The organism is Curtobacterium sp. PhB137, from assembly GCF_003814955.1.
Taxonomy (GTDB): domain Bacteria; phylum Actinomycetota; class Actinomycetes; order Actinomycetales; family Microbacteriaceae; genus Curtobacterium.
This window is the reverse complement of record NZ_RKQO01000004.1, coordinates 730,132-756,412: the sequence shown is the minus strand read 5'-3', so window position 1 is coordinate 756,412 and position 26,281 is coordinate 730,132. Positions and strand designations below refer to the sequence as shown.

Annotated in this window: 29 protein-coding genes and 1 tRNA gene; 15 read left to right on the top strand and 15 right to left on the bottom strand. The window is 67.6% G+C overall.

The window, feature by feature from the left end:
* Positions 1-58: 58 nt before the first annotated feature.
* Entirely contained in the window at positions 59-415 is a 357-nt protein-coding gene (locus tag EDF28_RS04035) for a VOC family protein (protein ID WP_123294566.1), read from the bottom strand.
* A gap of 177 nt (positions 416-592) precedes the next feature.
* Between EDF28_RS04035 and EDF28_RS04030 the strand changes: the two genes are divergently transcribed.
* From EDF28_RS04030 to msrA, 3 genes are all read left to right on the top strand, one after another.
* The gene (locus EDF28_RS04030; RefSeq protein ID WP_123937244.1) at positions 593-1,051 is read left to right on the top strand and encodes a DUF4383 domain-containing protein; all 459 of its coding nucleotides are present in this window, start codon (positions 593-595) and stop codon (positions 1,049-1,051) included.
* 152 nt (positions 1,052-1,203) lie between these two features.
* Complete coding sequence (locus tag EDF28_RS04025) at positions 1,204-2,025, top strand: aldo/keto reductase (RefSeq protein WP_123937243.1); 822 nt, start codon at positions 1,204-1,206, stop codon at positions 2,023-2,025.
* 99 nt (positions 2,026-2,124) lie between these two features.
* Positions 2,125-2,646, top strand: a complete 522-nt coding sequence (gene msrA / locus EDF28_RS04020) for a peptide-methionine (S)-S-oxide reductase MsrA (RefSeq protein WP_111086459.1) — start codon at positions 2,125-2,127, stop codon at positions 2,644-2,646.
* 90 nt (positions 2,647-2,736) lie between these two features.
* Here the strand turns inward: msrA and EDF28_RS04015 are convergent, their stop codons facing one another.
* Entirely contained in the window at positions 2,737-3,738 is a 1,002-nt protein-coding gene (locus EDF28_RS04015) for an aldo/keto reductase (RefSeq protein WP_123937242.1), read from the bottom strand.
* Between the two features lie 120 nt (positions 3,739-3,858).
* Between EDF28_RS04015 and ppk2 the strand changes: the two genes are divergently transcribed.
* The 4 genes from ppk2 (at position 3,859) to EDF28_RS03995 (ending at position 6,441) form a co-directional block, all read left to right on the top strand.
* The gene (gene ppk2, locus EDF28_RS04010; protein ID WP_111086461.1) at positions 3,859-4,806 is read left to right on the top strand and encodes a polyphosphate kinase 2; all 948 of its coding nucleotides are present in this window, start codon (positions 3,859-3,861) and stop codon (positions 4,804-4,806) included.
* An 86-nt stretch (positions 4,807-4,892) separates the two neighbouring features.
* Complete coding sequence (locus EDF28_RS04005) at positions 4,893-5,429, top strand: hypothetical protein (RefSeq protein ID WP_123937241.1); 537 nt, start codon at positions 4,893-4,895, stop codon at positions 5,427-5,429.
* The gene (locus EDF28_RS04000) at positions 5,426-5,953 is read left to right on the top strand and encodes a DUF6611 family protein (RefSeq protein ID WP_123937240.1); all 528 of its coding nucleotides are present in this window, start codon (positions 5,426-5,428) and stop codon (positions 5,951-5,953) included. The genes EDF28_RS04005 and EDF28_RS04000 overlap by 4 nt, the downstream gene beginning before the upstream one ends.
* Before the next feature lie 68 nt (positions 5,954-6,021).
* A complete protein-coding gene (locus EDF28_RS03995; protein WP_123937239.1) occupies positions 6,022-6,441 on the top strand; it encodes a hypothetical protein in 420 nt (139 codons plus the stop codon).
* A gap of 458 nt (positions 6,442-6,899) precedes the next feature.
* Here the strand turns inward: EDF28_RS03995 and EDF28_RS03990 are convergent, their stop codons facing one another.
* Both EDF28_RS03990 and EDF28_RS03985 read right to left on the bottom strand, forming a co-directional pair.
* Entirely contained in the window at positions 6,900-7,532 is a 633-nt protein-coding gene (locus EDF28_RS03990) for a hypothetical protein (RefSeq protein ID WP_123937238.1), read from the bottom strand.
* Positions 7,532-8,455, bottom strand: coding sequence for a nucleotidyltransferase (locus EDF28_RS03985; RefSeq protein ID WP_123937237.1), 924 nt, complete (start codon positions 8,453-8,455; stop codon positions 7,532-7,534). Before EDF28_RS03985 ends, EDF28_RS03990 begins: the two co-directional genes overlap by 1 nt.
* Positions 8,456-8,666: 211 nt before the next feature.
* Between EDF28_RS03985 and EDF28_RS03980 the strand changes: the two genes are divergently transcribed.
* Both EDF28_RS03980 and EDF28_RS03975 read left to right on the top strand, forming a co-directional pair.
* Entirely contained in the window at positions 8,667-9,485 is an 819-nt protein-coding gene (locus EDF28_RS03980) for a hypothetical protein (RefSeq protein WP_123937236.1), read from the top strand.
* Positions 9,486-9,688: 203 nt separating this feature from the next.
* The gene (locus EDF28_RS03975; RefSeq protein WP_123937235.1) at positions 9,689-10,741 is read left to right on the top strand and encodes a hypothetical protein; all 1,053 of its coding nucleotides are present in this window, start codon (positions 9,689-9,691) and stop codon (positions 10,739-10,741) included.
* Positions 10,742-11,349: 608 nt separating this feature from the next.
* Here the strand turns inward: EDF28_RS03975 and EDF28_RS03970 are convergent.
* Complete coding sequence (locus tag EDF28_RS03970) at positions 11,350-12,600, bottom strand: hypothetical protein (RefSeq protein WP_123937234.1); 1,251 nt, start codon at positions 12,598-12,600, stop codon at positions 11,350-11,352.
* A 906-nt stretch (positions 12,601-13,506) separates the two neighbouring features.
* Positions 13,507-13,782 (bottom strand): hypothetical protein, encoded by a 276-nt coding sequence (locus tag EDF28_RS03965; RefSeq protein ID WP_123937233.1) that lies wholly within the window; start codon positions 13,780-13,782, stop codon positions 13,507-13,509.
* Positions 13,783-13,929: 147 nt separating this feature from the next.
* Here EDF28_RS03965 and EDF28_RS03960 point away from each other — a divergent pair, with 147 nt between their 5' ends.
* Entirely contained in the window at positions 13,930-14,163 is a 234-nt protein-coding gene (locus tag EDF28_RS03960) for a hypothetical protein (RefSeq protein ID WP_123937232.1), read from the top strand.
* 275 nt (positions 14,164-14,438) lie between these two features.
* Here EDF28_RS03960 and EDF28_RS03955 read toward each other — a convergent pair.
* Positions 14,439-14,528 (bottom strand) — tRNA-Ser (locus EDF28_RS03955).
* A 143-nt stretch (positions 14,529-14,671) separates the two neighbouring features.
* Here EDF28_RS03955 and EDF28_RS03950 point away from each other — a divergent pair.
* Together EDF28_RS03950 and radA are read left to right on the top strand one after the other, a co-directional pair.
* Positions 14,672-15,637: an SGNH/GDSL hydrolase family protein gene (locus EDF28_RS03950; RefSeq protein ID WP_185040703.1), complete on the top strand. Its 966-nt coding sequence runs from the start codon at positions 14,672-14,674 to the stop codon at positions 15,635-15,637.
* Positions 15,638-15,647: 10 nt separating this feature from the next.
* Positions 15,648-17,009: a DNA repair protein RadA gene (gene radA / locus EDF28_RS03945; RefSeq protein ID WP_123294558.1), complete on the top strand. Its 1,362-nt coding sequence runs from the start codon at positions 15,648-15,650 to the stop codon at positions 17,007-17,009.
* Positions 17,010-17,013: 4 nt separating this feature from the next.
* On the opposite strand, the gene EDF28_RS03940 is transcribed toward radA, so the two are convergent.
* Positions 17,014-17,397, bottom strand: coding sequence for an SseB family protein (locus EDF28_RS03940; RefSeq protein ID WP_123937229.1), 384 nt, complete (start codon positions 17,395-17,397; stop codon positions 17,014-17,016).
* A 281-nt stretch (positions 17,398-17,678) separates the two neighbouring features.
* Between EDF28_RS03940 and EDF28_RS03935 the strand changes: the two genes are divergently transcribed.
* Positions 17,679-17,888: a cold-shock protein gene (locus EDF28_RS03935; protein ID WP_017887662.1), complete on the top strand. Its 210-nt coding sequence runs from the start codon at positions 17,679-17,681 to the stop codon at positions 17,886-17,888.
* A 173-nt stretch (positions 17,889-18,061) separates the two neighbouring features.
* Here EDF28_RS03935 and EDF28_RS03930 read toward each other — a convergent pair whose 3' ends face one another.
* A complete protein-coding gene (locus tag EDF28_RS03930) occupies positions 18,062-18,730 on the bottom strand; it encodes a hypothetical protein (RefSeq protein ID WP_123937228.1) in 669 nt (222 codons plus the stop codon).
* A 64-nt stretch (positions 18,731-18,794) separates the two neighbouring features.
* Positions 18,795-19,337 carry an amino-acid N-acetyltransferase gene (locus tag EDF28_RS03925; protein ID WP_173170102.1) on the bottom strand — a complete coding sequence of 181 codons (543 nt, stop codon included), beginning with the start codon at positions 19,335-19,337 and terminating at the stop codon, positions 18,795-18,797.
* A gap of 98 nt (positions 19,338-19,435) precedes the next feature.
* Here EDF28_RS03925 and EDF28_RS03920 point away from each other — a divergent pair, with 98 nt between their 5' ends.
* Positions 19,436-19,888 (top strand): SRPBCC family protein, encoded by a 453-nt coding sequence (locus EDF28_RS03920; protein ID WP_123294553.1) that lies wholly within the window; start codon positions 19,436-19,438, stop codon positions 19,886-19,888.
* A gap of 85 nt (positions 19,889-19,973) precedes the next feature.
* Here the strand turns inward: EDF28_RS03920 and EDF28_RS03915 are convergent, their stop codons facing one another.
* Both EDF28_RS03915 and EDF28_RS03910 read right to left on the bottom strand, forming a co-directional pair.
* The gene (locus EDF28_RS03915; RefSeq protein ID WP_123294552.1) at positions 19,974-22,493 is read right to left on the bottom strand and encodes an ATP-dependent Clp protease ATP-binding subunit; all 2,520 of its coding nucleotides are present in this window, start codon (positions 22,491-22,493) and stop codon (positions 19,974-19,976) included.
* A gap of 222 nt (positions 22,494-22,715) precedes the next feature.
* A complete protein-coding gene (locus tag EDF28_RS03910) occupies positions 22,716-23,192 on the bottom strand; it encodes a Clp protease N-terminal domain-containing protein (protein ID WP_185021088.1) in 477 nt (158 codons plus the stop codon).
* Between the two features lie 70 nt (positions 23,193-23,262).
* Between EDF28_RS03910 and EDF28_RS03905 the strand changes: the two genes are divergently transcribed.
* Entirely contained in the window at positions 23,263-24,195 is a 933-nt protein-coding gene (locus EDF28_RS03905; protein WP_111086944.1) for an NAD(+)/NADH kinase, read from the top strand.
* Positions 24,196-24,345: 150 nt separating this feature from the next.
* Here the strand turns inward: EDF28_RS03905 and EDF28_RS03900 are convergent, their stop codons facing one another.
* The 3 genes from EDF28_RS03900 to EDF28_RS03895 all read right to left on the bottom strand — a co-directional run bounded on the left by EDF28_RS03900 (position 24,346) and on the right by EDF28_RS03895 (position 26,264).
* On the bottom strand, positions 24,346-25,404 hold the full coding sequence (locus EDF28_RS03900; protein WP_123294550.1) for a sigma-70 family RNA polymerase sigma factor: 1,059 nt from the start codon (positions 25,402-25,404) through the stop codon (positions 24,346-24,348).
* A 378-nt stretch (positions 25,405-25,782) separates the two neighbouring features.
* A complete protein-coding gene (locus EDF28_RS19490) occupies positions 25,783-25,914 on the bottom strand; it encodes a hypothetical protein (RefSeq protein ID WP_258373406.1) in 132 nt (43 codons plus the stop codon).
* Positions 25,915-26,060: 146 nt separating this feature from the next.
* The gene (locus EDF28_RS03895) at positions 26,061-26,264 is read right to left on the bottom strand and encodes a hypothetical protein (protein WP_111086942.1); all 204 of its coding nucleotides are present in this window, start codon (positions 26,262-26,264) and stop codon (positions 26,061-26,063) included.
* Positions 26,265-26,281 lie beyond the last annotated feature (17 nt).

Here is a 26,281-nt window from a genome sequence, read left to right as displayed (position 1 = left end):
GCAGACGGGAGGCCCGGTGCCAGCTGGCACCGGGCCTCCCGTCCGTCCTGGGGTCGCGTCAGCCCTGCGGCGGCGCGTAGAACTGCAGGTCGTTGCCCTCGCTGTCCTTGAACGGGACGATCTTGCCCCACGGGTGCTCGCTGATCTCGCCCTGCACGTCCGCACCGCGCTCGCGGATGCTGGCCAACTCGTCCTCGATCGACCCGTCCGGCTGGAACGTGATGACCGCTCCCCCGCCGCTCGACGGACTCGCCGACTCACGGCCGTTCAGGCCGATCATCAAGCCGTTCGCGTCGATCTCGCTCCAGTCGTCGGACTCGTCCGTGACCGTCAGTCCGAGGGTGTCGCGGTAGAACGCGACCGCCCGCTGCATGTCGGTGACCGGGACCCATACCGCTGCGACTCCGCTTGCCATGGTGCTGCCTTCCGTCGGTGTTGCCGTACGGCGGAGCGTAGGCAGCACGCGATGCGCACCGACTCAGCGGTCCCTCGTGCGTTCGGAAATCGGATGGCACCTGCAATCCGACTGCACATCGGCCTCGAATGCCCTGTGCGCGACATCCGTGGCGCGCTCGACAAGAGAGGTCTCACCATGACCAGCAACGCAGCAACCGCTCGCAACCGCACCGGCTCGACGTGGACCCAGAAGGGTGCGCTCCTCTTCGGTGTCGTCTTCCTGATCGTCGGCATCGCCGGCTTCATCCCCGGACTCACGATGGACATGGGCTCGATGTCGATGGCCGGTCACGGCTCCATGGCCTTGCTCCTGGGCCTGTTCCAGGTGTCGGTCCTGCACAACATCGTGCATCTGCTCTTCGGCATCGTCGGGCTCATCGCAGCCCGTTCGGCGTCGGGCGCTCGCCTGTACCTGATCGTCGGCGGCATCGTCTACGCGGTCCTGTTCGTCTACGGTCTGTTCACGGCCGGCATGGCGGACCCCGCGAACTTCGTCCCCCTGAACAGCGCGGACAACGTCCTGCACGCGTTCCTGGCCGTCGCGATGATCGTCCTCGGCTTCGTGCTGCCGCGCGTCGGCGTGCGCACGCGCTGACGGTCGTCCGTCGTCTGACGCGTTCGCGCCCCCTGGCGGGCATCGCGCCCATGTGAGTCGGGGCGCGATGCCCGTTCCGGGGCGCGTTGCGCGGCGGCCCAGCGTTGCGTCCCGTGACCGCCCCCGGAACCGAGCGGCGTACTGTCCGACGCATGCCCGCTCTCACCGACACGTTCACCCTGTCCAACGGCCTGCACATCCCGAAGATCGGCTTCGGCACCTGGCAGATCCCGTCCGGCGACGACGCCTACGACGCCACGAAGACCGCGCTGGACGCCGGCTACCGCCACATCGACACCGCCCTGGCCTACGGCAACGAGGCCAGCGTCGGCCAGGCCATCCGTGACAGCGCCGTCCCCCGCGACGAGGTCTTCGTCACGACGAAGCTGCCCGCCGAGATCAAGACCGCCGACGGCGCCCGTGAGGCCTTCGAGACCTCGAGCCGCAACCTCGACGTCGGCGTCATCGACCTGTACCTCGTGCACGCACCGTGGCCCTGGGACGCCATCGGCTCCGACCACCGCGACGGCAACGTCGAGGTGTGGAAGGTGCTGGAAGAGGTCTACGACGCCGGCCGGACCCGCTCGATCGGTGTCTCGAACTTCGCAGTCGCCGACCTCGAGGACCTGCTCGGCCGCACCGACGTCGTCCCGCACGCCAACCAGATCCGCTGGTTCATCGGCAACACCCAGGACGAGACCACCGCGTTCGACCGCGAGCACGACATCCTCACCGAGGGCTACTCGCCGCTCGCCACCGGCGGCCTGCTCGAGAACACGCAGATCGCCGAGATCGCGGCGAAGTACGACAAGACCGTCGCCCAGGTCGCGATCCGCTACCTGCTCGAGAAGGACGTCCTGCCGCTGCCGAAGTCCACGACCCCGTCGCGCATCGCCGCGAACGCCGACGTCGACTTCGTGCTGTCGGCCGACGACGTTGCCGCGCTCGACGCGCTCGAGGACACCACGAACTGACGCGATCGGACATCGGGCGACGCGGGAACACCGCAGCCCCGTTGCCGGTTGCACCACACGGTGCCGCAGCCAGCGGCACGACGACCTCAGGAGGCCACCATGACCACCACCGAAACCGCCATCCTCGCCGGCGGCTGCTTCTGGGGAGCGCAGCAGCTCCTCCGCCGCCGTCCCGGCATCATCAGCACCCGCGTCGGCTACTCGGGTGGGGACACCCCGAACGCGACGTACCGCAACCACGGTGACCACGCCGAGGCGGTCGAGATCGTCTTCGACCCGTCGGTGATCTCGTACCGCGACCTGCTCGAGTTCTTCTTCCAGATCCACGACCCGTCGACGAAGGACCGCCAGGGCAACGACGTCGGCCGTGCCTACCGTTCGGCGATCTTCTTCACCTCGCCCGAGCAGGAGCAGGTCGCGCGCGACACGATCGCCGACGTCGACGCCTCGGGCATCTGGCCCGGCAAGGTCGTCACCGAGGTCGAGCCCGCTGGTGACTTCTGGCAGGCCGAAGAGGAGCACCAGGACTACCTCGAGAAGTACCCCGCCGGGTACACGTGCCACTTCGTGCGTCCGGGTTGGAAGCTCCCGCACCGCGACGAGGCGACCGCGGCGGTCTAGGGCAACCCACCAAGAGACGGGAGGCACGGTGCCAGCTGGCACCGTGCCTCCCGTCTGCTCTTGGGTCACGCCCACTGCATCCGGCGTGCGTCAGCCGCGCGGCACCAGTACGTCGATCGCCGCGAGCTCCTCGTCGGTGAGCGGGGCACCCGCGAGCGAGTCGAGCGTGCCGTCCAGCTGACGGACGCTCGATGCCCCGACCAACGCCGACGTGACGGCCGGCTGCCGGAGCACCCACGTGATCGCGAGCTGCGCGAGCGTCTGCCCGCGGGCCGCAGCGATGTCGTTGAGCGCCCGCGCGGTGGTCAGGTACTCGTCGTCGATGCGGTCCGCGCCGAACCAGCGGCCCTCGGCTGCACGCGACCCCACCGGAACCGAACCGTCCAGGTACCGGTCCGTCAGCAGCCCACCGGCCAGCGGCGAGAACACGATCGCACCGGTGCCGAGTCGCGTGAGCTCGTCGAAGAGCCCGTCCTCGGGGACTCGGTCGAACATGTTGTAGCGCGGCTGGTGGATGAGCAGGTGCATGTTCTCGGCGGCGAGCGCCTCGGCTGCCGCGGCGGTCTGCTCCGGGTCGTAGTTCGAGATGCCCGCGTAGAGCGCCTTGCCCGAACGGACCGCGGTCACGAGCGCGCTGACCGTCTCCTCGATGGGGGTCTCGGGGTCGGGACGGTGCGAGTAGAACACGTCGACGTAGTCCAGCCCGAGGCGCCCGAGCGACTGGTCGAGCGACGCGAGCATGTACTTGCGGGACCCCCGGTCACCGTACGGGCCCGGCCACATGTCGTAGCCGGCCTTCGTCGACACCACGATCTCATCGCGGTACGGACGCAGGTCCGACTCGAGGATGCGGCCGAACTGCTCCTCGGCCGACCCGGGAGGCGGACCGTAGTTGTTCGCCAGGTCGAAGTGGGTGATCCCGCGGTCGAAGGCGTGCAACACGATGTCGCGCTGCGTGGCGAGTGCACGGTCGGCGCCGAAGTTGTTCCACAGGCCGAGGGAGATGCGCGGCAGCATGAGGCCGCTCCTCCCCACGCGCTGGTACGGGAGCTGCTCGTAGCGGTCGGCGGCAGGCAGGTGGACGTCAGGCATCGTTGCTCGATCCGGGGTCGGGGACAGGCCATCGAGAACGCTACCGCTTCGGGTCACGCAGCCGCTTGGTCACCTGAGGGACACGTCCGGTTGGGCAGTTGTCGGGTCACACAGGACAGGATGGGACCAGCCGACCGATCGGCGGGTAGAGGAGACACCGTGGACACAGCGCCGTACTCGCAACCACTCCGGGAGTACATCGAGCAGCTCCGGACCGAGGGCTACAGCGTCGCCGACGGGCACACCGCTGACCCGGACCTCATCGACCCGCACGGCAACCCCGTCCTGACGTGGCGCGACGACTACCCGTACGACGAGCGGCTGCCGCGCGAGGAGTACGAGTACGCGAAGTACCAGCTGCAGATCGAGCTCCTGAAGTGCCAGTACTGGCTCGAGGACACCGGCCAGAAGGTCGTCGTGCTGTTCGAAGGGCGTGACGCCGCGGGCAAGGGCGGCACCATCAAGCGGTTCACGGAGCACCTCAACCCCCGCACCTCGCGCGTGGTGGCGCTCAGCAAGCCGAGCGAACGGGAACGCGGTGAGTGGTACTTCCAGCGCTACGTGCAGCACCTGCCGTCGGCCGGCGAGATGGTCCTGTTCGACCGTTCCTGGTACAACCGGGCAGGCGTCGAGCGGGTCATGGGGTTCTGCGACGACGACCAGTACGAGTCCTTCATGACCCAGGTGCCGCAGTTCGAGCGGATGCTCGTCGACTCCGGCATCCACCTGACGAAGTTCTGGTTCTCGGTCACCCGCCGCGAGCAGCGCACCCGGTTCGCGATGCGGCAGCTCGACCCCGTGCGCCGGTGGAAGCTGTCCGACATCGACCTGCTGTCCCTCGACCGCTGGGAGGACTACACCGAGGCGAAGATGGCGATGTTCACGCGCACCGACAAGCGGTACGCGCCGTGGACCATCGTGCGGTCGAACGACAAGAAGCGCGCCCGACTCAACGCGATGCGGTACTTCCTGACCCAGTTCGACTACCCGGACAAGGCGGTTGACGTGATCGGCAAGCCGGACCCGCTCATCGTGCGGCGCGGCAAGCGGGACGTCGACATCGAGTGAGCGGACCGTCAGGAGTCGGCGCTCGGGCGTAGGGGTTCCGTCAGGGCACCTTCCCCCTTGCCCGTCCGCGCGGGAACGTGTCCGGTGTGACACTGACAGCGATCATGCCGACGCTCCGTGCGTCCCTGCCGGATCCGATGGACCCGGTCCTGTGGCCGGCCCACACCGTGGCGACCACCGACGACCTGGTGGTCGCCGCGATCTCGATGGTCCGGCTCGCCGACCTGACCGGCACCCCGAGCGTGCACACCGCGGAGCAGTCGCCGCCGCGCTACCGCCCCCGCGGCTGGACCCCTCGTGACGTCAGCGTCGCGGTCGCGTCGGTCACCCGGGTCCGACGGCCGCGCACCGGGGTGGTGCTCCTGGAACTGGACGCGGTCCTGCCGACCTGCGCCGTGCTCGACCAGATGCGCCTGATCGGACGCCGGAGCACCGCTCCCCTCGCCACGATGTACGTCGTGTCCCGATGTGACGGTCAGGCCAACGGTCCGTTCCACCGCCTCCCGGCTCCGCTGCCGGCCGACGTCTGCGATGGCGACCTGGTCTGCTTCCCCTGCCTGACGACCGTCCGGCACCGGGACGTCGTCCCCGTCCGCGCCGAGCTCCTGCCGGTGGAGCGGTGACCACGGCGACGGCCGTCCGCGACCGCCTGGTCGACGGGCCGCACCTGTGGGGCCGGTACACGATCCGGCCGGTGGGGCGCACGCTGTGGGCCTCGCGGACGCTCGTCGTGTTCCCGCCCGGGACCAGCAGGAGTGAACGCCTGCTGCTCCGAGCGTGGCACGTCTGGCCCGCCGTCGGGGCGTTCACCGCGCTCGTGGTCGTGGTCCTGGCGGTCTCGGTGCCGGCGGCGGGCATGCCCGTCGGACTCGCGCTGTACGCCGCGGGGTTCGTCGTCCTCCGCCGGGCGACCCGGCGGCTCCGTCCGCGGGTGCGATCGGTCACCGTGACCACGTTCCTGGGCAACGGTCGGCCGGAGGTGCACGGCGACGAGCGGCTCCTCGCCGGGTCGCTCGACGCGCTCTCGATCCTGGAGCGGGCGGTGCGGGCGCGCCGGCTCGCGCCCGTCGAGTTCGAGCTGGTCTGGGCCGATGTGTGGACCGCGCTGCCGGAGGAGCGTCCTCGTGCGCGGACGGCGTCGTGTTAGGTTGTGCACAATTCACTTGCGCACAACCGGGCATCCGTGTCCGGCACCCCTCGAAAGGCCCCCACCCGATGACCTCCCGCCGCCGCACTCCCCGCTCGACGAAGCCCCGTACCGTCGTCCGCATCCTGCTGGGTGCCGCCATGACCTGGGCCGGCATCAGCCACCTCACGGTCGCACGTCAGGAGTTCCGGGCCCAGGTGCCGGAGTTCGTCCCCCTGGACTCGGACGTCACGGTCCTGGCCTCGGGCATCGCGGAGATCTCCCTCGGCGCCGCCCTCGTGCTGCTGGTGCGTCGGCAGGCCACCGTCGGGTGGGTCGCAGCGGTGTTCTTCACCGCGATCTTCCCGGGCAACATCGCCCAGTGGATGCACCACCGTGACGGCTTCGGCCTGGACACGGACACGAAGCGGTTCGTCCGGCTCCTGTTCCAGCCCATGCTGATCGCCGTCGCGCTCTGGGCGACGAACGCGCTCCGCAAGCGGCGCTGAGCCCGGCTGCAGAGCGCCCCGGTCACTCACGTCCTCGAGAACGATCGGTGCTGCATCTGGAAATGCAGAAAACCCCCGCGTGAACGGGGGTTTTCTGAGAAGTGGCGGGCCGTTTGTGTTTCTCGTACTTCCCAGTGCTGGCGCGGATCCGACGAAGCTCCAATCTGGGTTTCCCCGAGTGCATGCGGCTTTTCCCCTCGGAAGGAAACGCCTGGTCAGCGGGCCCGTTACGCGCCGCGCCCGCTGCGGCCATGGCCGCGACTGACGGCGGTCGTCGTGTGCTGTGCGGCGACGTCGCCCGCGGACAGGCATACGATCGCCATCGCCATCGCCATAGCCATAGCGTCGTCCGGGGCATGCTCGGTCCTCTGGAATCAGGTCCCGGGTGACGCATGAGGTGGAATGAGCACGCTGAGGCTCTTCTCCCCCGCGGAGACAGGACCATCCTCGCCGAAGGTCTACTGCTGCGCGAGCCGCACTGCCTCTGAGGCTGACCGGTCGACTCTCCGATCCACGAGGGTGAGTGTGATGTCTCCTGCGGTGAGTCGGTCGGTCCAGTACGACCCTTCGAGGATCTGCGGGTCGAGGCCGGTGACTTGAAGGAGCGTGGTGCCGTGGTGCGGGTAGCTGCGCTCATTGTGCTCTTGGCGAGCCTTGTTGGCGTACGTGAAGTATAAGCTCCGGCTCTGTTTGCTCTCCGAGTCAGCAGCAAGCGCCGCTGTGGTCGAACTCGAGCTGCTCTGATCTGTATGGAAGCGGATAGACATCGTCCAGAACGTCTGCTCGATCACCATGGCTCCTATGATCGGACCCCAGTTGCCTCTCTCGGGGATGCGACTGTTCGCGTTCGGAGTCAATTTTGCCTGCCATGTGCCGTAGATGCGCGGACGCCCGGTGATCTTGCTAACCCCGGGTATCTTCCACAGCCAGAGGTCGAAGACAACGACCGCGAAGCCGACGAGGGACGGGACGTAGGCGAGGAGCCGTCGGAGGTCGTAGTCGAGGTCGAGACCGGTGAGGAAGAGTACGGCTGCCCAGATGGCCGAGACGGTGACCGCGATCCTGCGTGCGAACGGCGCGTTCGAGTTCATCAGACGTATCCGAGGTGCTTCAGGGTTCGGAACGCAAGGAAGAGCCCGTCCTCCGGGGTCCACTTCTTCTCACCTCGGAACAGCCACTTGAGCCCGTTCGGCTCCTCCCACTTCTCGGAGTCGAAGTCGTCTGCGTGAAGGTTGACGAGAAGGTAACCGAGCACGGCGTGGAAGCCGTCGGCGAGCTCGAGGCCGCGGTTGATAATCGAGTCGGGCACGTTCCAGACGAGGCACTCCATGAAGTAGGAGGGAAGTCCCTCGATCTGGCCGTCGTCCGCGAGGAAGTTCTCGGCGCTCTTCAGCGCGCGCACGTACTTCTTATAGCGACCGCGGGTGCATCCGTCTTTCGCGATCCCGTTGACTCTCTGCTGCTCGGGGAAGTTGTCGATGGCTTTGCCGTCGGTGGAGAACACTCGACTTCCGACGTGTGGGGCGCGACGGTCGGGGCTATCAAAACGACGGAACTCGAACGACGGGACGACGTCCGTGCTCGGACGACTTCCGGGCACTTCGTCGATGGTGATGGCCACCTTGCCGCTGGTATCCACATGGGCTGGTCCGTAGGCGTTCTGGAGGGCGGCGAGGACCTCGCTCCGCCAGTCGTCCTCGTCGTCCCAACGGCCTCGATAGGGAATCGCGTTCGGGTCGGGTGTGGGTGCATCGCTACGTGGGAAGTACTCGTAGTAGTAGAGATCCTGGTTCTCCACTACGACGTCGACGTCGCTGTCAGCTCGAACGTTGGTCCGGTTCGCGTAAGAGCCTTTCGGGTAGACTTTGATGGAGCCCCGGTAGTCGACGAACGCCGGGTGAGCGTCGATGGCAGCTCGCACCATGCGTTCCGCGCGTTCCATGCGGTCGTCCTCGGCCGGGCTCGATCGGCTCATCCAGCGGTCGAGCACCGCCTTGCGTTCATTGGGTCCCATGCCCTGGCCTCCTGCTCTTCGTTCGCTGCTGTACTCCGCAGGTTAAAGGCCGGCTCCGACAGAGGCGACTACGCAGTCCACCGATTTGTTAGCGACAGGCAGGCGTTCACGGCGATCGAACTCGAGGTTCCGGCTCCGTCACACGAGTGACCGGACTTCTGCCCAGCACTGGTCCGGAGTTCGAAACGGTGCGCACTCGATACTGTGAGCCGTGGTCGAATATCTCAGGTCGCATGACGTGTCGGTGCAGTACGTGTTCTGGCAGCGCGACCACCAGCAGATGCGGGCGTTTCTTGTCCACACGAACGAGGGTATGTCGGACTGGTTCGACAGGCAGTGGGCTGCGGCGAACGATCGTGCGGATGAGATCTTCGACCCGGAGCGCCACGACGCCGGACTCGCTGCAGAACTTTTTGAGCAAGCGACTGACGTTTGGCCGGAGGACTTCTTCCTCCAGCTCTCAGCGGCGGTCGTCAAGGACGCGGTGACCTTGTACGAACTGTTCCTGGAGTCACTGGCCGACGAGGTCCTGTCGAACTACGGTGTCCGGCTGGCAACCACTCAAGCCGAGAAGACGTGGCGGTGGGACGACTGTGTCGCGTTCTACGACTCCTACCTCGGCGTCGATGTCGCCACGGCCCGGATCCAGGCTGCGCGGTGGATCCGACACAAGATGACTCACCAGCGCTCCGAGATTCGGACACCTGCAGGCCGAGTGGAGTTCGAGCAACACCTCGCAGCGATGCATCTCGACGACGTCAAGACAGACGGCACCTACGTTGCGTTGGCCGACCACAAACCCTACTTCACCCGTGGCGTCGAGCTAACCCAAGGACAGACACTCCGCATCCTCGACATCATCGCGGACGAAGTCGCCTCCGTCGCAGCCGCCGCGTTCCCCTTCACTCATGGGAACAGCAGCAGCATTCCCCTTCTCGCGCTTCGGGAGGGGGCGTCGATCCGAGTGAAGGGCTTCCCGGACAAGCTACTGCGGTTCTCCGACGGAGGTCCGGTCCCCCCGCGCTCGTGAGAGCACCGTGACGCCGCTGGACCTTCGGTCGGTGTTGCACTCGCGCTGCCGATCCCGACCGGGGTCGTGCGGGCGGCCCATGACGCCAAGCAAGAGGAGCGGGCCAGTCTGGGCGACGACAGTTCAAGCCACAGATCTTCGCCGGTGTGCTTATCGTGGCGCCTCCTCGCGATCTCGTCGGTGCGGGTTCGTATCCTGTCGTTGTGAGTCAACTTGGACGCTTTTCGCCGCTGCCCTCGGAACTTCGGCGACGGCGAGACCTGTCCGAGCGTGAGAACGAGATCGGAACCGAATGGCGTGACGATTGTCCCGTCGGGGTGGGACAGAAGGTCCTCGCGGTTCTGCAGGAGACGACGAACGCTGCACGTCGAGTTCTCGTCCGCGCTGACCGCCATCGGCGTATCGGCGCCGCCGATGGCAGCTTCGACATCGACGCGTCTGACGTCCTCACCGGCGATGGCGACGACAACGACCGGTTGGATGTCGTCGCCGCCGTGCTGTACGCGGTCACCGCATTGGCCGAGGAGGATGAGGAGCCGGTTGAGGTTGAGGTCGAGGTCGGATGGAATCAGGAATGGGTTCCTCCGACGTACGATCCAGACGCGCTCGTGGAGACCGTCAACGACATCCTTCTCGGCTACCGCGTCGATTGGGCGTGGGACGCCGGCCGATTCCAGCAACGCGGTAATCATGTGCTGCACGCCGAAGTCGTGAAGCCCGCGTCAACCTTCCTAGATCTGAGCCCGAAGTTCGCTCGCGCCTCGGCCGGATTCGAAGCAGCCCTGACGCGGCTGTCGGAGAACAGGCCAGCGGTTGCGATCACCGACGCGGCGACAGCAGTGCAGGAGTTTTTCCGCGCCCTCGGCATTGAGGGACAGAGCATCTCGGACCAACTCAACGGCGCTGCGACCGCCGGGATCATCTCCCAAGCAGACAGGAAGCTCCTGAAACCCTTCATCGATTGGGTGAACGCGGACCGCTCGGCCCGTGGCAACGCGCACCAGTTCCGTGACGACGAGGTCACGAAGGCAGACGCTTGGCTGGCTATCCACGTCGCTGCAGCGCTCATGGTGCGTCTAGCCAACGAGGAACCGCGCAGCATCGAGCTCATGCGTGAGGAGCGAGCGCGAGAGACGGCACTGCGTGCAGTCGCCGAAGAGGCGGAGCGACTACGTCGGCAGCACGAAGCGGAATCACAGGTTGCCAGCCAGGTGTGGGCGCCTCCGAGCCGGTACGACGACGAAGTCCCGTTCTGACCGGGCGGTAGCACTGGGCTCGCACCCTCGACCTGCGCGAAGGGGGCAGCCTCCATCTCTGAGAGCGCAATGTGATTGAGCCTCGGAGGGATGTAAAAAAGAATTCCAGCACGCCGAATCCCTCCATGGTCACTTCCGATAGGGTGGGCGGCGCATCTCTCCGAGGCAAATGTGACCATTTCGTCACCGAAATCGAAACGGCGCGCGCATCTTGCAGCTTGCGGCAGTCATGCACGCGGCCCTGTTCCTCGGCTTGTGGGCGCCGATTTGGATCGGCTTCGAGGGCTGGGGATCCGCTCACCCCCTGTTCTTCCCGGCGATTCTGGTGCCAACAGCGCTGTTCATCATTGGTGCAGTGTCGGCTTTCCGCTTTAGGGCGTCGCGGACGAGCAGTATCGGGCTGGGCGCTACCGGCATACTTGCGGCCGTGCTCGCATACCCGGTACTACTAGCCGGCGTGGTGGTCACTGGCGCCTGATCGCCGGGCGCCCACGAACGACGTCGCTTTCCTCCCGCGGAGTCGTCATGCGCGGCCGAGCGCAGCGATGCACAGAAGGTGCAGAACACGGCCCGACCCTAGACGCTCGCCCAGTGCGACGGGCATCGACCTACGTCAGGGTTATTTCGAGGATGGCGCCGACGTCCGAGACGGCAGCCGCTGCCGGCTGCGCCTCGGTGGGCGCCGAGTTCGCCGGTCGGGATTCCGCAAACTCACGCTGCGCTCCTGAGACCTGTTCTGCGTCCGTGTCGCGAAGCGCCGCCGCGACGTTCGTGTCAACGCCGTGGAAGACGCGGACCCGAGAGTCGGCGACGCCGGGCACCTCGGCGACGAACTCTTCACCCACAAACGTCCGTCCGCCATAGTCGCGATGTGCGTCAGCATCCGAGGCGCCGTCCGTGGGCGACCCGAAGCGCGGATACCACTGCCGCGCCACTGTGCGGAGGCCGGCGAAGTGCGACAGGGACCCCAGCTCCACGTTCGCCGCGGCGGCGAAGAACGGCGCGGGGCTCACATCAATTCGTGGTGCCTGCAGATCGTAGTGGCGTTCGACGTTGCGCCACGACTCGACGGCGAGCTGGTCGCGGCGCCACTCCACAGGAGGCTCTACTGGGTCGATGGCATGAATCTCGACCCCGTCAGCGGCAGACACTGTCGAGACCGCAAGCCCTGTGACCGGTCGCCCACCAATCAGTAACCCGCCGAGTTGCGTCGCGGCCCGCCCGAGTTGCCGCGTCACCGCCGATCGGCTCACAGTTCCCTTCGACTCAAGCAGCTCGTAGACGGACACGCCGGACTGCTGTGGGTTCTCATAGCGCAGAAGGTAGTCCGGTTGACGCTTCCCGGCCCGCTGCATCCCGGGCACCCACCCGTTGAATAGAGCACGGTCGACATCCATCACGCTGACCGGTCCGACCCCGGGAACTCGGGCCTGTACCCACTGTTTCGCGGCGAGAACAGCGAACCCGATGCCGATTTCTTCGGAGATCACCCGACGCTGGTTCGCGCCGACATCCAGAATCGCCCCGCTGTCGAGGCGCAGCCGATTCGTCGACGGATCCCAGTCGAACAACCCGAGGTAGCGCAGTACCGACCACCAGCTGGTGAAGGGCGCGAGTGAGCGTGGGGTCCGTAATGCCGTGCCGAGCGACAGCTCCAACAGCGCGTCCAACGGCCGCAGCGTGAGGTCTGTCGACAACGCAGGAACGTGGACGATACCCGCCTTCGTGGCGATCGTCGGATCCTTGCGCTGCAGTTGGGCCTGCGTCGCCCGCACGCGGGATGCGAGGCCCGGGGTGCTTACCGCGGCAACGTTTCCCGTCGACGCGACCACCTGCAGTGCGTTGAACAGAACCGACACGTTTCCCCCAACCGTTGCCCCCACCTTGGCAGACTTCCGCTATCAACAGCGACGCCCCAGCCGATCTACGAAAATCGCGTTGAGACGGCTCGCCGACGTTCTCGTGCCACGTAGCGAGGACGCAGACAGTAGATACGGAGACTTGCGAGAGCACTTTCGACACCTTTGTCCGACCTCGGGCACAGTTCTCGGCGCATCCTGTGGTTAAGGAACTCGCACGAAAATCAAACGCCGGGCGCGATGACTGGTGGGACTCACTCGACCTAGTCCGCCGGCAGCGCGAAGAGCTCGATCACGCTAGCGAGAGCGTGTCCGGGCACGCCTTTCTTCAGCCGCCGTGGATAAGGCGCTCGACTTCGGCGACCGATGGCCGTGTCCGTAGTCTGACTACTCCCGACGACCTGGGGTGGGTGCAATGTTTCGGTTCCTTAAGAGGATTCCGAGCGTCGCAGAGATTAGGACCACCAGCGTCAACGTGATGAGTGATGCGCTGTCCGTTTGCCGTGCCGCTTCGGCAGCTCCCGCTTCGGTTGTGTACTGAGTGTGGGTGAGCATTCTGGAGCATGCGTCGAAGGCGAGAGAGTTACGAGCGATGCGACGAGCGGGAGCACCCATGGCAGCCAGGTTGCACGCGACCGTGACCAGTGCAGGAACAAGCACGACGCCGCGCTGAAGAGCAGCACGAGCGCCGCGGTGACGAACCATCCCCAGCCGAAGTACGCGAATACGGTCCGTGTGATCGCGCCCGACCACGACGCTCGCTCGTTCGGCCAGTAGCGAATCAGCACTACGTTGGTCACGACAGTCGCGGTCAGCCATGTCAGCGCGGTGAGGATCCCGAGTGGCGCCGACCACCGGGTGCTCATCTGTCGAGGGGTGCACGGCCGCGGCCGGCAGATACTCACGTCAATCATGCTGCTCACCTGTCGTGTCTGTCCGTGCGGCACGCTGGTGTTCGCGCACCAGTCCGGTGAAGTACGCCTCGAGTACATGCAAAGAGTCGACTGGTCCGACGTCCGCGATGCGGTACAGCGTGAGCGCGTCGATCAGGCCGACGAGATCCACAGCGGCAGCAGCCGGGTTGCCGGCGCCGAGCGCGTCGAGAAGTTGCGTCGCGGTCGCGATCAGCGCTGCACGCACGGGATCCGCTGAGGTGAGCGGTGCGCGGTGCGCGGTGGTCACCGTCAGACCTGAGCTCCGAGAGCAGCGCGAAGCGCGCAGCCTGCGCGTCACGCTTCGCGGCGAGCATCGCCAAGAAGCCGGCCGCGATGCCACGCCGTCAAGGACGACATCGAACTCTACAAGTCCTCCCACCGACCCACGCGTGGCATGGCCGCGCAGCAGTTCGCCTTCGCGCTCCTCATGGTCGCGACGAACATGAAGCGCATCATCGAGTTCGAGCACCAGCTCTACATCCTCGACAAGCGCACCCGGGAAGGCCGCCCACCGCAGCGCCGGAAGCAGAAGCACGAACTCCTGCAGCGACGCCGCGACCGGCTCGGCCGGTCCAACTACAAGGCCAACCCCGACCCCGTTAAGCTCATCCCCCTGGAGCGCACGTAAGCCGCCGCCCCGCCCCTAACGAAACAAGGCCCACCGGCACCCCGGACGCATCAACGCGCCCGAAACGCACCGGAAGCGTCCGGGGCGCTTCAGCGCGCCCAAAAACTCGAGCACGCGGCCGCTGGACGGCAGGAGAGGACCGAGACGGCCCCCTGACAGCCGCGATCGTCCGCCGGAGCACCCCGAGAACAAGAAGAACCCCCGGCCGGAGCCGGGGGTTCTTCTCTTGGGCCGAGTTTCGCAAACCGTTGAGGTGCGAAACACAAACGGCCCAGTGGCGGTACCGGTGGGATTTGAACCCACGGTGGAGTTGCCCCCACACATGTTTTCGAGACATGATCCTTCGGCCGCTCGGACACGGTACCGGGAAAGAGTTTACACGATCCGGGAGCCCCGTCACGCCACCCGACGTCGGCTCGCCCTCCACAGGCGGTCACCCTCACGGCTCTTCCCACACCCACAGGGCGCCCACGTCGTCGACTCGGCCTGCGGGCGTACCGTCCACGACATGAAGACCCGCACGCTCATCGCACTCCTGACGTCCGTCCTCGGTGGGGCCGGTGTCCTCGGCGCCGCTGCCGTCGGGGCCCGGGCCGGCGTCAAGGGCCAACGGGCAGCTGCGCAACGGGTGGTCGACATGCTGCCGATCCACGCCGACTGGTGGCACGAGCGACAGCAGCACGAGGGGCAGCTGCTGTACGTGGCGATCGGCGACTCGGCGGCGCAGGGCGTCGGCGCGACGGTGCCGTCGCGCGGCTACGTGGGCCTGTTGGCGCGACGGATCCGACACCGGTCCCACGAGTCGGTGCGCGTCGTGAACCTCAGTGTCTCGGGCTCGACGACGTGGGGTGCCAAGCGCGACCAGTTGCCGAAGCTCCGGCAGTACACGCCGGACATCTGCACGGTGTCGATCGGGGCGAACGACATCGCGGACTTCGACCCGGACAAGTTCGAGCGGAACATCCGGGCGATCTACGGCGCGGTGCCGTCACACGCGGTGGTGGCCGAGCTGCCGTGCATGTTCGTGCCGGACCGTGAGCGCAAGGTGGCGGTGGCGAACGAGATCGTGCACCGCGTGGCCGCCGAGTTCGGGCTGACCGTGGCGCCGCTGCACACGATCACGAAGCGGGTCGGGGTCCGTCGCACGTTCTTCAACAGCTACGGCGACCTGTTCCACCCGAACGACCGGGGGTACGAGGTCTGGGCGAGCGCGTTCGAGCCGGCGGTCGACGCTCGAGTGGACACGGTCGCGGCGATCCGGCACTACCTGTCCGCGCGTGAGGCGGAGAACCTCGGGCGTGAGGCCGGAGCGGTCGCGAACGCTCGTGCCGAGCAGGACACCGACGGCGCCGAGGCACTCGACCACGCCAACCGGCCGAGTCCCGTCGAGCGGATCCGCAACCGGATGACGGGGTCGATCGCGCTGCCCGACGAGCCGGTGCACCGCTCCGGCGATGTCGGCGGCACGGCCTAGCCTCGACGACATGGCGCGCCCGCAGTCCCTCTACCGATGCACCGAGTGCGGCTGGACCAGTGTCAAGTGGGTCGGCCGGTGCGGCGAGTGCCAGACCTGGGGCACGGTCGAGGACTCCTCGGCGGTCTCGGCCAGCACACGTGGCACCGCGGCCGTCGCCGTCACGGGCGCCCGAGCGGCACGGCCCATCACCGAGGCCCGCGGCACGACGGTGCAGCGCTGGCAGACCGGCATCGGCGAGTTCGACCGCGTGCTCGGCGGCGGGGTCGTCCCCGGCGCTGCGGTGCTGCTGTCCGGCGAACCCGGTGTCGGCAAGTCCACGCTCCTGCTCGAGGTCGCTTCGCGCGCGGCGGCCTCCGGCAAGCGCGTCCTCTACGTCAGCGCGGAGGAGTCCGTCGACCAGGTCAGGCTCCGCGCCGAGCGCACCGGGGCGATGCACGACGACCTCTACCTGGCGAGCGAGGTCGACCTCGGCGTCATCATCGGCCAGATCGACCAGGTCAAGCCGGACCTGCTCATCGCCGACTCCGTCCAGACCATCTCGTCCAGCTCGATCGACGGCATCGCGGGTGGGACGTCCCAGGTGCGCGAGGTCGCCTCGACCCTGATCCGCATCGCGAAGGACCGCGCCCTCCCCGTCCTGATCGTCGGCCACGTCACCAAGGACGGCACGATCGCCGGGCCACGCCTGCTCGAGCACCTGGTCGACGTCGTCTGCCACTTCGAGGGCGACCGGCAGACCGCGCTCCGCTTCGTCCGGGCACTGAAGAACCGCTTCGGCCCCACGGACGAGGTCGGGTGCTTCGACATGGGCGGCGACGGCATCCACGAGGTCCCCGACCCCAGCGGCCTCTTCATGTCCAAGAACGCAACCCCGGTCTCCGGCACGTGCGTGACCGTCGCGCTCGAGGGCCGCCGGGCGCTCCCGGTCGAGGTCCAGGCGCTCATCGTCCCGAGCTCCGCGCCGCAGCCACGTCGGGTCGTGAACGGCGTCGATGCCTCCCGCGTGGCGATGCTGCTCGCGGTGCTCGAGCGCCGAGCCGGCCTCAAGCTCTCCGATGCCGACGTCTACGTCTCGACGGTGGGCGGCATGAAGCTCACCGAACCCGGAGCCGACCTGGCGATCGCACTGGCCCTGGCGAGTGCGGCACGAGACCGCCCGTACCCGCACACGCTCGCGGCCGTGGGCGAGATCAGCCTGGCGGGCGAGATCCGTCCGGCCACGGGCACGAAGCAGCGCGTGAACGAGGCCACCCGCCTCGGGTTCACGACGGTGCTCGGCTCGGACTCCGGGCATCTGCGCGAAGCACTGCGTGTGGCGTTCTCGATGACGCAGTCGGCCCGTGAGCGCGAGCTCGACCGCGCGTTCTGATCGCCTAAGCGCGCAATGCGGCCAGCAGGTCCCCCGGGGTCGCCTGCATGGTGTTCGGCCCGGCGATGTCGAAGAACACGCCCTCGAGCATGTCGAGGTGGGCGTCGAGGAACTCCTCGAGCCGCGGTCCGTCGTAGACCATTACCTGCCGGATCTTCTCGTCCGGCACCATCGCCGTGTAGGCGTCCGCCGACGAGAACAGCAGCAGGATGCGCTGTTCAGAGCCTTCGCGCCCGAAGACCCGCACCTGCATGTCCTTCTTGCCGGTCACGAGCCGGGGGACGATCACGATGTCGTTGCGCAGCGCGAACGCCACCGCAGCGACGTCCTGCTTCGCGAGGGCTTCCTCGAGTTGTTCACTCCGGAAGCGCTGTTCCTTGTCTGCCATCTGAGCAATTCCACCAGATTTTCGTCGTTCAGTGACGCACGGGTAGCCAGTCGGCCCAGAGCACGCTAGCCTGATGGAACCGCTTCGGCGGCGCTCAACGTTCGAGCGAGGTGGTTTGCCCCTCAACTCGGACTACCAGGGTCACTGGCCATCAGGCCTGACCCCGAACCCGTCCCGCCGGCACCTGCCCGCGTGGCGCATCACCCCCGTCGACGTACGTCGGGGCTCCGCAGGTGCGATCGCACCATGGCGGAACGCAAGAAAGCTAAGGAAACGCCATCATGGCATCTACCGGTACCGTCAAGTGGTTCAACAACGAAAAGGGCTTCGGCTTCATCGCCCCGGACGACGGAAGCGCTGACGTCTTCGCGCACTTCTCCGCGATCGCCGGCAACGGCTACAAGTCGCTGGAGGAGAACCAGAAGGTGGAGTTCGACATCACCGAGGGCCGCAAGGGCCCGCAGGCGGAGAACATCACCGTCCTCGGCTGATCACATCAGCTTCGAACGGCCCCGTCGTCCTCTGGACGGCGGGGCCGTTTGCTGTCCCCAGGGTCTCCCGCGCTCCGGGAACCAGGTTCCGGACACAGCACCGCGGATCCACGTGGTGCCGTGTCCGGAACCTGGTTCCGCGGGCCCGAACCGCGCACCCCCGCGCGAGCCGGTCACTGCAGGATGAACTGCACCGAGGCCTTCGACTCGAGGTTCCCCACCGCGACCTGCAGGTGGTAGCTCGCCCCGTCGGCCGACACCGCCGGGCGGGACGCATCGCACGTCGTGGTGGACGACCGGGTGCGGTCCCAAGCGATCGCGGGCGTGGTCAGGGTCTGCCCGGACTTGATCGTGACGTCCTGGTTCGTGCCGCCGGTCTGGCAGTCCTTCGACGACCAGTACTGCTCCTCGCCCGAGCTGATCGTCAGCACCTGCTGCGCTGACCCGAGGTCGAGGTGGCACGAGTTCGTGCCGGTGTTCTTGATCGACATGGCGATCTTCGGGTCCTCGGTGGGGCCGTACGCCTCCTTGTCGAGCACGGGCGTCAGGACGACCTGGTCCTTGCTGCACGTCGACCCGTCGGCAGCGCCCGACCCAGACGCCGACGCGGATGCCGACGCCGAACGGGACGGGGCAGCGGACGACGCACCACCGGCCGAAGCCGGGGCCGAAGCGGACGGAGAGGACGTGGGCGCTGCCGTCGGGGTCGACGCGCTCCCTCGTCCGACGACGATGAGCACGACCACCACGATGATGATCACGAGCGCGCCGAGCACGGCTGCACGACGGCGCCAGTACACGACCGGCTTCTCGGGCCCGACGGGGTGACGCAACGACGACATGCGCACAGGGTAGACAACCGCGGATGCCCGGTGCGGGACCCCCGCCGGGTGCCGCGCGAAAGCGTCAGAGGATCTTCAGCATGCGGGTGTTGCCGAGGGTGTTCGGCTTGACCCGGGCGAGGTCGAGGAACTCCGCGACCCCTTCGTCCGACGACCGCACCAGCTCGGCGTAGACCGCCGGTTCGACGACCTGCTCGCCGATCTCCAGGTAGCCGTGCTTCGCGAAGAAGTCGACCTCGAACGTCAGGCAGAAGATCCGCGCGACGCCGAGTTCACGGCCGTCGTGTTCGAGCGCCTCGAGCATCCGGTGTCCGACGCGCTTGTGGATCCAGTCGGCGTCGAGGGCGAGCGTGCGGACCTCGGCGATGTCGTCCCAGAAGACGGCGAGGGCACCACAGCCGATCGGGACGCCGTCTGGGCCCTCGGCGATCCGGAACTGCTGGATCGAGCCGTAGAGCGCGACGTTCTCCTTGCCGAGCAGGATGCGCCGGTCGACGTAGGGGGCGATGAGCCGCTGGATGTGCGGGACGTCCGAGGCGAGTGCCGGACGCACCAGGATCCCGTGCTCGTCACGTTCGTGGAACGCGTGCTTCCCGTGCTCTGTCATCCCGACAACCATAGCCGCGCGTGGACGAGCGGCAGCCGACCGCTCCGGGGGACATCCCGCTGTACTGCGCCCAGGCGCGGCCGCCTACCGTCCACACCATGCCTCAGATCATCGAAACCGTCGACGTCAACGTCCCCGTCTCCGCAGCGTACGGTCAGTGGACCCGCTTCGAGGAGTTCCCGCACTTCCTCGACGAGGTCGAGAAGATCGTCCAGGTCGACGACAAGACCACCGACTGGACCGTGAAGGTCGCCGGCCAGGAGCGCGAGTTCCGCGCCGTCATCACCGAGCAGCACCCCGACGAGCGTGTCGCCTGGACCGTCAAGGACGGCGAGACCGACCACGCCGGCGTCGTCACCTTCCACAAGCTCTCCGACGACGAGACGCGCGTGACCGCGCAGATCGACTGGGAGCCGTCCGGCTTCCTCGAGAAGCTCGGCGCTGCGGTCGGCGTCGGTGGCCACGCCATCAAGAAGGACCTGCAGAACTACAAGGAGCGCGTCGAGTCGGCTCCGACCGATACGGGCTGGCGCGGCGACGTGCAGGCGTGATCACGGCCTGACACGTCCGCACACGGACAGACGGGAGGCCCGGTGCCAGCTGGCACCGGGCCTCCCGTCTGTCTGGTGTCGTGTCCTAGGACTCGATCTCACCCTGGGGCGCGTCGGTCGCGGTCTCAACCGCGGCTGCGCCGGCGAGGACCTCTTCGCGGCCCGGCTGACGCCCGGTCTCGAAGTGGAACGCACCGTCGACGAAGTCGACCTTGACGTGGTCACCGGCGGTGAGCTCACCCTGCAGGATGTGCTCGGACAGCTGGTCCTCGACCTCGTGCTGCATCGCGCGACGCAGCGGGCGTGCACCGAGGGACGGGTCGAACCCGACCTTGATGAGCTGCTCCTTGGCGGGGAGGGTGAGCTCCACCGTCATGTCGCGGTCGAGCAGACGGTCCGCCAGACGCTTCACGAACAGGTCCACGATCTGCAGCAGCTCGGGCTGCGACAGCTGCGGGAACACGATCGTGTCGTCGACGCGGTTCAGGAACTCCGGCTTGAAGTGCTTCTTGAGCTCTTCGTTGACCTTGCCGCGCATGCGGTCGTAGCCGACGGCCGAGTCACCCTCGACCTGGAAGCCCACCGGGCCACCGGCGATGCCCTGCGAACCGAGGTTCGTGGTCATGATGATGACGGTGTTCTTGAAGTCGACCACGCGGCCCTGACCGTCGGTGAGACGGCCTTCCTCGAGCACCTGCAGCAGCGAGTTGAAGATGTCCGGGTGGGCCTTCTCGATCTCGTCGAACAGGACCACGGAGAACGGCTTGCGGCGCACCTTCTCGGTGAGCTGGCCGCCCTCCTCGAACCCGACGAACCCGGGAGGGGCACCGAACAGACGCGAGACGGTGTGCTTCTCGCCGAACTCCGACATGTCGAGGGAGATCAGTGCGCCCTCGTCGTCGAACAGGAACTCGGCGAGCGCCTTGGCGAGCTCGGTCTTGCCGACACCCGTGGGCCCGGCGAAGATGAACGAGCCCGAGGGGCGGTTCGGGTCCTTCAGACCGGCACGGGTCCGGCGGATGGTCTTGGACAGGGCCGAGATGGCCTCTTCCTGACCGATCACGCGCTGGTGCAGTGCCTTCTCCATGAAGACGAGACGCGAGGTCTCCTCTTCGGTGAGCTTGAACACCGGGATGCCCGTGGCCTGCGCCAGGACCTCGGCGATGATGCCCTCGTCGACGGTGCCGGACGCGGCGACGTCACCGGCACGCCACTGCTTCTCGAGGCGGAGTCGCTCGCCCAGGAGCTTCTTCTCCTCGTCACGCAGGCTGGCTGCCTTCTCGAAGTCCTGCTCCTCGATGGCGGCTTCCTTCGACCCACGGACCGTCGAGATCTTCTCGTCGAACTCGCGGAGCTCCGGGGGCGCCGACAGGATCGAGAGGCGCAGGCGTGCGCCGGCCTCGTCGATCAGGTCGATGGCCTTGTCCGGCAGGAAGCGGTCCTGCACGTAGCGGTCCGCCAGGTTGGCGGCCGAGACGATCGCACCGTCGGTGATGGACACCTTGTGGAACGCCTCGTACTTGTCGCGCAGGCCCTTGAGGATGTTGATCGTGTGCGGCAGCGACGGCTCGTTGACCTGCACCGACTGGAAGCGACGCTCGAGTGCGGCGTCCTTCTCGAAGTGCTTGCGGTACTCGTCGAGCGTGGTGGCACCGATGGTCTGGAGCTCACCGCGGGCGAGGAGGGGCTTGAGGATCGATGCGGCGTCGATCGCACCTTCGGCAGCACCGGCACCGACGAGCGTGTGGATCTCGTCGATGAAGACGATGATGTCGCCGCGGGTGCGGATCTCCTTCGTGACCTTCTTCAGGCGCTCCTCGAAGTCACCGCGGTAGCGGGACCCGGCGATGAGCGATCCGAGGTCGAGCGAGTAGAGCTGCTTGTCCTTCAGCGTCTCGGGCACGTCGCCCTTGACGATCGCCTGGGCGAGGCCCTCGACGACGGCGGTCTTGCCGACGCCGGGCTCACCGATCAGGACGGGGTTGTTCTTGGAGCGGCGGGAGAGGATCTGCATGACCCGCTCCATCTCCTTCTCGCGCCCGATGACGGGGTCGAGCTTGCCGTCGCGCGCGGCCTGGGTGAGGTTGCGACCGAACTGGTCGAGGACCTGCGAACCCTGCTGCGCGTTCTGCTGCTGCTCGCCGCCGACGGCGACCGCTTCCTTGCCCTGGTAGCCGGACAGGAGCTGGATGACCTGCTGGCGGACCCGGTTGAGGTCGGCGCCGAGCTTCACGAGCACCTGGGCTGCGACGCCCTCGCCCTCGCGGATCAGGCCGAGCAGGATGTGCTCGGTACCGATGTAGTTGTGGCCGAGCTGCAGCGCTTCGCGCAGGGACAGCTCGAGCACCTTCTTGGCACGCGGCGTGAACGGGATGTGCCCGGTCGGCTGCTGCTGACCCTGGCCGATGATGTCCTGGACCTGCTCGCGGACGGCGTCGAGCGAGATGCCGAGCGACTCCAGCGCCTTGGCAGCAACGCCCTCGCCCTCGTGGATCAGGCCGAGGAGGATGTGCTCGGTGCCGATGTAGTTGTGGTTGAGCATCTTCGCTTCTTCTTGAGCGAGGACGACAACACGACGGGCTCGGTCGGTGAATCTCTCGAACATGTGCTCTCCCTTGGCCCTTTCTGACGGAGCCGACAGCTGGTCCGGTCTCGTCTGAGTCCGGTCACGTACTCCGAGAGTAACCAGCGCTCCCCGTGCGGGCTGCCCCTGTTCGCCGTGGGCGTGACCTCACTGCGCGATGTGCGCAGTGAGCGAACGGAACAGACGACGGGAGGCCCGTGGCGGCGTCCGCCACGGGCCTCCCGTCTGGTGTTCCGTCGCGTCTCAGGCGCGGCGCGCTGCCCGGCGCAGGGCGCGCCGGAAGCGGCGCGGCTCGACGCCCAGGGCGTCGAGGACGTCGTGCGCCGAGCCCATGAAGGGGTCGTCGACGCCGTCGAGGACGGCCAGCACGACGTGCACCGGGCGCACGCGCTCGGCCGGACCGGCGAGGACGGCTGCTCGTGCGAGGACCCTGGCGGCCGCCGGGGTGCAGGCGACCCGGTCGTGCTCGTCCGGGCACGCGGCCCGCGCACCGACGAAGACGCTGATCTCGGAGCGGACGGCCTCTGGGGTCACGCCGTGCGCGTCGAGGATCGGGCGGAACCGGGGCATCCCGCTGCAGAGGGTGACGGAGGCGAGCAGGAGGTGCTCCGCGTCGACGAAGCCGAAGCCCGTCTCGTGGGACTCGAGGTCGGCGAGCAGCACGATCTCGCGACCCTGCCGGACGGTGGGGAGGGCGACGGACAGCTGAGCGATCTGCATGTATTCAGAATATCGCATGCGATGGCAATTCAACACCCCTCGGTTCAGCGCGGCTCGGTACCATCCGGTCATGGATCAGCCCGTCGTCGGCCTCGTCGTCCACCCGACCAAGAACGTGCAGGAGTCCGTCACGACCCTGCAGCGATGGAACGCGTCCGGCCGGGGCGAGCTCGTCGCCCGCCGAGCCGATGCACAGCGGATCGGCGGGGGCATCACCGCGGTGGAGGACGACGACTTCACCGCACGCGTCGACCTCGTCGTGGCCCTCGGCGGCGACGGCACCATGCTCGGCGCGATGCGACTCGTGGCGAAGCGTCCGGTGCCGGTGCTCGGCGTGAACTACGGCAACGTCGGGTTCCTGGTGGAGATCGAACCTCCGGAGCTCGAAGCCGCGCTCGACCGACTGTCGGCCGGCGAGTACCAGCTCGAGCCGCACCACGCGCTCGAGGCCCGCCTGTCCTGGAGCGGCGCGCGCACGGACTACCTGGCCTTCAACGACCTGACGATCGTGCGGCGCCCCGGTTCCGGCCAGGTGTCGGCGGACCTCAGTGTCGGCGGGCTCGGCTACGGCTACTACCGCGCCGACGCCATCGTCGCCGCGACCCCGGCCGGCTCCACCGCGTACAACTACGCCGCGGGTGGCCCGGTGCTCTCCCCCGCACTCTCCGGGTCCGTCGTCACCCCGGTCGCCCCGATGGCGGGCATCGACCGCGCCGTGGTGCTCGCCGCCCGCGAGCGCTACCGGTTCGACATCGCGGAGGGCACCAGGAGCGCCGCACTCGAGGTCGACGGGCTCGTCGTCGGCGAGGTCGCCACCGGAGCGCAGATCGACGTCCGCCTCCGCAAGGACGCCGGCAGCGTCGTGCGACTCGACGCCGAGCGGCACGGACGCACCGGTCGGGTGAAGCTGAGCCTGCTCGACCTGCCGGTCCGGCCCGACCAGCTCATCGAGCTGATCCCGAGCGATCTGCGGCAGAAGCTCGGGCGCGAACTCGACCAGTAGCGGTCCGGGCAAGCGTCCGGTGCCCACGAACGTGAATGGCCCGCTCGAGCAGTGCTCGAGCGGGCCTTCCCATCACCCCACCGGATCGTCTTCCCACAGACCGACCCGGGTTCCCCTGCCGACGCGAGCGCCGGCCGAAGCCTGCTGACCTCAGTCGGTCAGGTACAGCTGCATGTCCTGCGAGACCGCCTTGGCGAACAGGCGCAGCTTGGCGCGCGACTCCACCCGGCTGACGGCCTGGCGGGTCGTGTGCACGATCTTCGAGATCTCGTCGAGCGTCATCGGCTTGTCGTCGTCGAGGCCGTAGCGCATGCGGATCACGTTGGCTTCCTCGCTCGGCAGCTCGGCGACGATCGAACGGATGTCGCGGTGCAGGAGCGTGGTCTCGGTGAGCTCGTTCGGGGACGCAGCGTCCTCGTCCTCGATGAAGTCACCGAGCTCGCTGTCGTCCGAGTCGCCGACCACCGTGTGGATCGAGACCGGCTCGTGCGAGCGGCCCTTGAGGTCGACGAGCTCTTCCACCGTCATGCTCAGCTCGGCGGCGACCTCGTCGGGCATCGGCGCGCGGCCGAGGTCGACGGTCAGGTCACGCTCGGTGCGGGAGATCTTGTTGATCAGCTCGACGGTGTGGACCGGGATGCGGATCGTGCGGGCCTTGTCGGCGAGACCACGCGAGATCGCCTGGCGGATCCACCAGGTGGCGTAGGTCGAGAACTTGTAGCCCTGCGTGAAGTCGAACTTCTCGACCGCACGGACCAGGCCGAGGTTGCCCTCCTGGATGACGTCCATGAACGGCAGGCCACGCTGCGAGTAGCGCTTCGCGATGCTGACGACCAGTCGGAGGTTCGAGGTGATCATGCGCTCCTTGGCGCGCTCACCGTCGCGGACGAGCCAGCGGAGTTCGCGCTGCAGGGTCTTCGCGAGACCCTTCTCGGTCGCGAGCTTCTCTTCCGCGAACAGACCGACCTCGATGCGACGGGCGATCTGCGCTTCTTCCTCGGCGGTGAGGAGCGAGAGGCGACCGATGTGGCGCAGGTAGTCGCCGACCTGGTCGACGGAGGCACCGCGGACGCCAGCGAGCTGCTCGTCGGCCTCGACCTCGGTGTCGAGGGAGGTCGTCGCGGACTCGGCGCCCTGGGTCTTCGATGCCGCTGCCTTCTTCGTGGTGGCGCGGCGGGTGGTGCTCGGTGCAGCCGGTGCGATCGTCATGGTGTTGCTCCCTGCGTTCGGCGGTGATGGCTTCGTGCGGTGGTGCTGGGGGTGTTGCTTCTGGGTGCTGCTTGGGGTGTTCACGAGTAAAGCGGTCCGGAGGTGTACCCCACAAACCGATCGGAATGATTCTCAGGCATCTCCGTGCTTCGTCATCGAAACCGTCCCCCGTGGGGTACAGCGATGCTGCCAGTGTGGTCCCCCGAACTGCCGCGGATCAAGGGTATGACGTGATGTTTCCGGCGTTGCAGGAGTGTTTCTCACGCGTTTCCGAACCTGTACCCCGCACCGCCGCGCCTTCCGGACATGCAAAAGGGGTACGTCCGGCCGGATCGATGCGATCCGGTGGTCGTACCCCGAAAACCGAGTGGGTGGGGGTCACCAGGAGGGTTCGAGCCACCCGTCCCGGCGCTTGGACGCCTCGAGGTCGGCGTCTCGGTCGAACTCGTCGTACTCGCTCTCGATGTCACCGACGAGGCTGCGACCCGTGAAGGGGTGTGTGGTTGCCATGCGGACGATGCTCACCCCGGCGCGCGACGGCGAGGTGAACGGCGCGTGACCGGTCGAGGGCGCACAGCCGTCCAGGGGGCACCGACGTCGAAGGCCGCCGCCCACGATGGGGCGACGGCCTTCGGACAGGACTGGGTCGGGCGGCGCTACTCGGCCGAGGCCGGTGCCGGCGCGGGGACGCCGTGCTCGCGCTCGAACCGGGCACGCTCCTCGGCCTCGACCTTGGCGTACGCGGCACGCTCGGTGCGGTCGGCCCGCATGATGGCGCGCATCACGAACCAGAAGATGAGGCCGACGACGATGGTCGGCGTCAGGGCGAAGATGATCCCGGTCACGACTCCATGCGGCACCGGAGCATCGTACCCCG

What these genes read in the sequence shown, in the direction of transcription:
- EDF28_RS19490 (WP_258373406.1), bottom strand. Translation starts at nt 25,914, where the DNA reads ATGGCAACCACACACCCCTTCACGGGTCGCAGCCTCGTCGGTGACATC.
- EDF28_RS03905 (WP_111086944.1), top strand. Translation starts at nt 23,263, where the DNA reads ATGGATCAGCCCGTCGTCGGCCTCGTCGTCCACCCGACCAAGAACGTG.
- EDF28_RS03900 (WP_123294550.1), bottom strand. Translation starts at nt 25,404, where the DNA reads ATGACGATCGCACCGGCTGCACCGAGCACCACCCGCCGCGCCACCACG.
- EDF28_RS04035 (WP_123294566.1), bottom strand. Translation starts at nt 415, where the DNA reads ATGGCAAGCGGAGTCGCAGCGGTATGGGTCCCGGTCACCGACATGCAG.
- EDF28_RS03995 (WP_123937239.1), top strand. Translation starts at nt 6,022, where the DNA reads ATGACCTCCCGCCGCCGCACTCCCCGCTCGACGAAGCCCCGTACCGTC.
- EDF28_RS03915 (WP_123294552.1), bottom strand. Translation starts at nt 22,493, where the DNA reads ATGTTCGAGAGATTCACCGACCGAGCCCGTCGTGTTGTCGTCCTCGCT.
- EDF28_RS03990 (WP_123937238.1), bottom strand. Translation starts at nt 7,532, where the DNA reads ATGAACTCGAACGCGCCGTTCGCACGCAGGATCGCGGTCACCGTCTCG.
- ppk2 (WP_111086461.1), top strand. Translation starts at nt 3,859, where the DNA reads ATGGGACCAGCCGACCGATCGGCGGGTAGAGGAGACACCGTGGACACA.
- EDF28_RS04015 (WP_123937242.1), bottom strand. Translation starts at nt 3,738, where the DNA reads ATGCCTGACGTCCACCTGCCTGCCGCCGACCGCTACGAGCAGCTCCCG.
- EDF28_RS04030 (WP_123937244.1), top strand. Translation starts at nt 593, where the DNA reads ATGACCAGCAACGCAGCAACCGCTCGCAACCGCACCGGCTCGACGTGG.
- EDF28_RS03950 (WP_185040703.1), top strand. Translation starts at nt 14,672, where the DNA reads ATGAAGACCCGCACGCTCATCGCACTCCTGACGTCCGTCCTCGGTGGG.
- EDF28_RS03920 (WP_123294553.1), top strand. Translation starts at nt 19,436, where the DNA reads ATGCCTCAGATCATCGAAACCGTCGACGTCAACGTCCCCGTCTCCGCA.
- EDF28_RS03985 (WP_123937237.1), bottom strand. Translation starts at nt 8,455, where the DNA reads ATGGGACCCAATGAACGCAAGGCGGTGCTCGACCGCTGGATGAGCCGA.
- EDF28_RS03925 (WP_173170102.1), bottom strand. Translation starts at nt 19,337, where the DNA reads ATGACAGAGCACGGGAAGCACGCGTTCCACGAACGTGACGAGCACGGG.
- radA (WP_123294558.1), top strand. Translation starts at nt 15,648, where the DNA reads ATGGCGCGCCCGCAGTCCCTCTACCGATGCACCGAGTGCGGCTGGACC.
- EDF28_RS03940 (WP_123937229.1), bottom strand. Translation starts at nt 17,397, where the DNA reads ATGGCAGACAAGGAACAGCGCTTCCGGAGTGAACAACTCGAGGAAGCC.
- msrA (WP_111086459.1), top strand. Translation starts at nt 2,125, where the DNA reads ATGACCACCACCGAAACCGCCATCCTCGCCGGCGGCTGCTTCTGGGGA.
- EDF28_RS03910 (WP_185021088.1), bottom strand. Translation starts at nt 23,192, where the DNA reads ATGCAGATCGCTCAGCTGTCCGTCGCCCTCCCCACCGTCCGGCAGGGT.
- EDF28_RS03930 (WP_123937228.1), bottom strand. Translation starts at nt 18,730, where the DNA reads ATGTCGTCGTTGCGTCACCCCGTCGGGCCCGAGAAGCCGGTCGTGTAC.
- EDF28_RS04025 (WP_123937243.1), top strand. Translation starts at nt 1,204, where the DNA reads ATGCCCGCTCTCACCGACACGTTCACCCTGTCCAACGGCCTGCACATC.
- EDF28_RS03935 (WP_017887662.1), top strand. Translation starts at nt 17,679, where the DNA reads ATGGCATCTACCGGTACCGTCAAGTGGTTCAACAACGAAAAGGGCTTC.
- EDF28_RS03960 (WP_123937232.1), top strand. Translation starts at nt 13,930, where the DNA reads ATGGCCGCGCAGCAGTTCGCCTTCGCGCTCCTCATGGTCGCGACGAAC.